3 protein-coding genes and 1 pseudogene are annotated in these 5,547 nt (G+C 69.4%); 3 read left to right on the top strand and 1 reads right to left on the bottom strand.

Annotation, left to right across the window (positions count from 1 at the left end; all coding sequences use genetic code 11):
• Nucleotides 1-1,403: pseudogene (locus tag AB0C29_RS31130) on the bottom strand (hypothetical protein); the annotation flags it as partial.
• Nucleotides 1,404-1,595: 192 nt separating this feature from the next.
• Between AB0C29_RS31130 and ctaD the strand changes: the two are divergent.
• From ctaD to AB0C29_RS31115, 3 genes are all read left to right on the top strand, one after another.
• A complete protein-coding gene (gene ctaD, locus AB0C29_RS31125) occupies nucleotides 1,596-3,596 on the top strand; it encodes a cytochrome c oxidase subunit I (protein WP_360827608.1) in 2,001 nt (666 codons plus the stop codon).
• 45 nt (nucleotides 3,597-3,641) lie between these two features.
• Complete coding sequence (locus tag AB0C29_RS31120) at nucleotides 3,642-4,580, top strand: GGDEF domain-containing protein (protein ID WP_360827605.1); 939 nt, start codon at nucleotides 3,642-3,644, stop codon at nucleotides 4,578-4,580.
• A gap of 17 nt (nucleotides 4,581-4,597) precedes the next feature.
• Nucleotides 4,598-5,547: aromatic acid exporter family protein (locus AB0C29_RS31115; protein ID WP_360827602.1), on the top strand; the 950-nt coding region annotated here is incomplete at its 3' end.

The raw sequence follows: 5,547 nt of genomic DNA, 5'->3' as shown, positions 1-5,547 counted from the left end.
TCACCAGGTGCCGGGACGGCCAGCAGCTGCGAGGCGAGCGCGCAGCCGCCGTCCAGATCGGCTTCGAGCCGCGCGGCCGTCAGCTCCAGGGCCACGAACGGCAGCGTTTGCCTGCCTTCGCCGTCGAGGTCGGTCCGCTCGTCGGCGCGGGCCAGCCGGAGAAGGTGGCGCATCTCTACGATGTCGCCGGCGTCCAGGCGTTCCGCGGCCATCGCGAACCACAGGGGCCGGTTGGGAGCGCAGTCCGGCGTCGGGATCGCTGTGCCGGGCTGGCCGAGGCATCGGCCGCCGACCACGATCTCGGCCCAATGGTGCTCCGCGACGTGGATCGCCGACTTCCAGTCGCCGGCCGCGAGCAGATGCCTGAGTACGTCGGCGGGTGGCCCTTGAGCCGCATGCCAGTCCGCGGCGCGGCGATGAGCCTGCGTCTTGCGGTTGCGGTCGTGCCGGCCGAGTTCGCGATACAGCGTCCGGCTGAGCATCGGGTGGAGACGATAGGTGTCGTCGGTTCCGGCGCACCGGGTGATGAACGCGCCGCCGCGGTGCAGATCGGCGAGCAGCGCGGCGCCGTCGACCCGGCCGGTCATGGCGTTGACGAAGTCCGCGGTCAGCCGATCCGCCACGGAGATCTCCGCTAGTGCTCGGCGCTCAGCGGGATCCAGGTGGCCCAGCACCTCGGCCGTGAGATAGTCCGCGACTGATTCGATCGCGGCCGATCCGGCGAGGATCTGTGCCGGATCAGCGGTGTGCTGCAGCGCGATCGCGACCAGTCGCAGACCCGCCGGCCAGCCCTCCGCCCGCGCGTGCAGTTCAGCGACGGCCGGCCACGGCAGGATCAGCCCGTGCGCGGCGAAGAGGTCGGCCGTCTCATCGACGGTGCAGGCCAGGTCCGCGCTGGAGATCTCGGCGAGCCGGCCGTCCACGCGCCATCGGTGCAGCGGGAAGCCCGGGTCCCCCCGGCAGGCGAGGATCAGCCGGGTATCCGTGGCGCTGCTCCGCGTGGCTTCAGCGAGTCTGGCCAATTCGTCAGGACGGGCGACGTCATTGCAGTCGTCGACCACGATCGTCGCAGCCACGGATGAGCGCTGCAGTGCTTCGATCAGGCGCCGTGGACCGGTCGTCGCGGTCACTGTGCCGGCGACCGGCGCATCCTCTGCGGGCGCGGCCACCGCCGACAGGACCCGGTCCCAGAAACCTTCGCGGTCACCACCGGCGACCCACGCTGTGTGGTTCGGCCGGCCGGCGGCCCAGGACGCCAGCAGCGTGGACTTGCCCCACCCAGCCGGTGCCGACACCACGGTGGCGGGCAGTCGCGCGTCGTCCAGAAGGGCGAGCAGCCGCGGCCTCGGCACGTGGTACGGCGGCTGGTCTCGTGGACCAGCCGGCGGGGAGGGTTCCCGCACGCGGAGTGATTGTTCCTTCTGCACACGTCAATACGATCAATTCTGTCGCCGTACGTCGATTGGCAGGACTACCAATACAGCGCACCGGCCGGGTCCCGCCGCACCGGTCACGGTTTACGCCCGGGCGCGTTGGGTAGGCCGCCGCCCTGGCCCGTACCCCCGTCCCAATCTGAGACCCCGGCGGTGACACACATGGTCAAGCACGTCGCGCCTGCACCGGACAGATCCCGAAACCCGATCATGATGTCGCCCGGCCCGATCACCGCCTACCCGGGTCCGGTACGCCGCCAGGTTCGCGGCAGCGCGCTGACCCGGATCCTGCGAACCACCGATGCCAAACAGATCGGCCTGATGTACTTCACCACCTCGTTCGGCTTCTTCCTCGTCGGCGGGTTCATGGCCCTGCTGATCCGCGGTGAGCTGGGCCGGCCCGGCCTGCAGTTCCTGTCGCCGGAGCAGTACAACCAGCTGTTCACCATGCACGGCACGATCATGCTGCTGTTGTTCGCCACGCCGATCCTGTTCGCGTTCGCCAACTACATGGTGCCGTTGCAGATCGGCGCCCCGGATGTGGCCTTTCCGCGGCTCAACGCGCTGGCGTACTGGCTGTACCTGTTCGGAGGATTGATCGTCCTCAGCAGCTTCCTCACCCCGGCCGGCGCCCCGGACTTCGGCTGGACGGCTTACGCGCCGCTCAGCCGGTGGGAACACACCCCCGGGGTCGGTGGTGACATGTGGATCGTCGGGCTGGTGCTGTCGGGGCTCGGCACGATCCTGGGCTCGGTCAACATGATCACGACGATCATCACCCTGCGGGCCCCGGGGATGACGATGTTCCGGATGCCGATCTTCACGTGGAACATCCTCATCACGTCGCTGATGGCCATCATCGTCTTCCCGCTGCTGGCCGCGCTCCTGCTGGCTCTGCTCGCCGATCGTAAGCTGGACGCGCACGTCTTCGACGCCTCCCACGGCGGGCCGGTGCTCTACCAGCACCTGTTCTGGTTCTTCGGCCATCCCGAGGTGTACATCGTGGCGCTGCCGTTCTTCGGGATCGTCACCGAGGTCATTCCGGTGTTCAGCCGCAAGCCGTTGTTCGGCTACCGGGGCATGGTCTTCGCCACCATCTTCATCTTCGCCTACTCCATGGTGGTCTGGGCACACCACATGTTCGCCACCGGGGTTGTCCTGCTGCCGTTCTTCTCCGCCACGACGTTCCTGATCGCGGTGCCGACCGGCGTCAAGTTCTTCAACTGGATCGGCACCATGTGGAAGGGACAGATAACCCTGGAGACGCCGATGCTGTTCTCCGTCGGCTTCCTCGTGACCTTCCTGCTCGGCGGGCTCACCGGCATCCTGCTGGCCAGCCCGCCGATCGACTTCCACGTGCACGACACCTACTTCGTGGTGGCGCACTTCCACTACGTGCTGTTCGGCACCATCGTGTTCGCCGTGTTCGCCGGGGTGTACTTCTGGTTCCCCAAGATGACCGGGCGCATGCTCGACGAACGGCTGGGCAAGATGCATTTCTGGACCATGTTCCTCGGCTTCCACGCCACCTTCCTGGTGCAACACTGGCTCGGCGCGGAGGGCATGCCCCGCCGCTACGCCGACTACCTGCCCACCGACGAGTTCACGATCCTCAACATGATCTCCACCATCGGGTCGTTCGTCCTGGGTGTGTCGACCCTCTTCTTCCTCTGGAACGTGTGGAAGTCCTACCGCACCGGCCGCGTCGTCACCGTCGACGACCCCTGGGGCTACGGCAACTCCCTGGAGTGGGCGACCTCCTGCCCGCCACCGCTGCGCAATTTCGACCGGGTACCGCGCATCCGCTCCGAACGCCCGGCCTTCGACCTCAAGTACGGCGCCGAGGTCTCCGACCTCGGCCGGGACGTACGCGCCGGAGATGCGCCTGCTCCCCAGGAACTCCGGGAGGAGTTGCGTCCTGAGCGCGGGCGCGACGCCTCCGATGTCCCCACCCCGGACGGACCCCGCGGCGCGAAGGCCGCGGAGCAGCACCAGCCCGACCCGCGCTCCGGAGCCCGCGGCGTGCGGGTGCCCGAACCCGACAAGATCAACCGTGCCGGCGCCGCGACCGAGCCCGGGGACGCGGTGTGGGACGCAGATACCGGCGACCGTGACACCGATCCTCGCTACCGCACCGGGGACGACACCGACACACCTCGCTGACCCCGACGAAACCGACCTCGGTGTGACAAGGTTGTAAGGCTTCCCATGATCGACTTGCCCCAACACGTCTTCGGCTCCACCTCGGCTCCACGACGACCCCGAGCCGGCGCGCTCGTCGTCGACAAGGCACTGCTGCGCGGACGCCGAGGCGTCGAGTGGGCCGGCTTGATCAGCCGTGGAGTCGCGATCATCGGGATCGTGGTGTCGTACTCGGTCCTGGCGATGCGCGACCCGGATGTCGAGCTGTGGCCGCTGCTCGTCGTACCGGTCCTGCTCGCGGCGTACCGGTTTCAGCTCCTCGGCGCATCCCTGGCCTGGGTGGCGACCACGACCGCCGCCGTGACGATCCATCTGGCGAGTGTGCCGCTCCTCGGACACCAGATCGACCGGGACATGGTCACCACCGGGCCCGCGCTGAACCTCGTGGTGGCGGTGCTGACCGGCATACTGTCGCGGGCGCACCACCGCCAGCTCCGGCAGCTGATCGAGATCCGCCGGCACCTCCAGCACCAGGTGCTGCACGACCCGCTGACCGGTCTGGGCAACCGCAGAATGCTGCACGAGCACACCCGGGTCGCCCGGGTGTCGAAGGAGCTGGTATCCGTCCTGGTTCTGGATCTCGACCGCTTCAAAACCGTCAACGACACGCTCGGGCACGCCGCCGGCGACGAGCTGCTGCGGTTCGTCGCCGGTCAGCTCCTGCACCACGCCCGGAACGGCGACCTGGTCATCCGGCTCGGGGGCGACGAATTCGGGATCGTGCTGCCCGGGGTCGAGGGCCACCGCGCGCACGAATTCGCCGACCGGCTACGGAGCACCCTGTCCACGCCGATCGTCCTGGCCGGCGAGCAGGTCCGTGTCGGCGTGAGCATCGGTGTGGCGTCGGCGACCGCGAGCGAGCTGGATGCGCTGCTACGGACGGCCGACGCCGACATGTACCGCGTCAAGGCCCGCCGCCACCTCCGGCCGGCGGTCGCCGAGTGATCCCGCGCGAGCACCGCATGCGGCTGACCACCTACCTGCGCCACCCGTGGTCGGCTGTGCTCGCCCGCTGGGGCCGCATCCCCGGGATCCGCACCGCCAAGGTCACGCTGGCCGCTGTGCTGGCCTACGTCGCGGCCGATCTGCTGAACACCACTGCGTCACCGATTCTCGCGCCGCTGACCGCCATCCTGGTGGTACAGGTGACCGTGTACCAGACGGTCGCCGAAGGACTGCAGCGCGTTCTGAGTGTGCTCGCCGGTGTCCTGGTCGCGGTCGGGCTCGCCACCGTCGTGGGGCTGAGCTGGTGGAGCCTCGGGGCCGTGGTGGCCGTGACTCTCGTACTCGGGCAGCTTCTCCGGCTCGGACCGCACACCCTGGAGGTACCGATCAGCGCGATGCTGGTCCTCGCGGTCGGCGGTGCCGCGGCGCAGGCCGCGCCCGGCCGGGTGTACGAGACGCTCATCGGCGCGGCGATCGGCATCGCGGTGAACTTCGCCGTCGCGCCTCCGGTGCACGTGGAATCCGCCGGCTCGGCGGTCGCCGGCCTGACCACCCGCCTGGGAGATTTCCTGCGATCGCTGGCCGCGCAACTGCGCGACGGTTGGTCGCGCCACGCCGCGCAGAACTGGCTCACCGCGGCCCGGGGCCTGGGCGCAGCCGTGCTGGAGGCCGACAACGCACTGGTCCGGGCCGAGCAGAGCGCTGTGCTCAACCCACGCGGCGGCCAGGTCCGCGTGGCGCAACCGCGCCTGCGCACGGCCCTCACCGCGATCGAGTACTGCACCGTGGTCATCCGCGCCCTGTGCCGGGAGGTCTTCGACCGGACGTTCTACCTGCCGCCGGACCTGGAGGCGGAGGTCTATCCCCCAGCGGCTCGACTGGCCCTGGCTGACGTGCTCGACGTCGCCGCCGGCGCCCTGGACGGCGTGGCCGTCGTCGCCGCGGGCGGTGAGCCGGTCGAGGCCGG

Origin of the sequence: Actinoplanes sp. NPDC048791 (genome assembly GCF_040650095.1) — a bacterium.
Lineage (GTDB): Bacteria > Actinomycetota > Actinomycetes > Mycobacteriales > Micromonosporaceae > Actinoplanes.
This window is presented reverse-complemented; position numbering and strand designations above follow the sequence as displayed.

What these genes read in the sequence shown, in the direction of transcription:
- ctaD (WP_360827608.1), top strand. Translation starts at nt 1,596, where the DNA reads ATGGTCAAGCACGTCGCGCCTGCACCGGACAGATCCCGAAACCCGATC.
- AB0C29_RS31120 (WP_360827605.1), top strand. Translation starts at nt 3,642, where the DNA reads ATGATCGACTTGCCCCAACACGTCTTCGGCTCCACCTCGGCTCCACGA.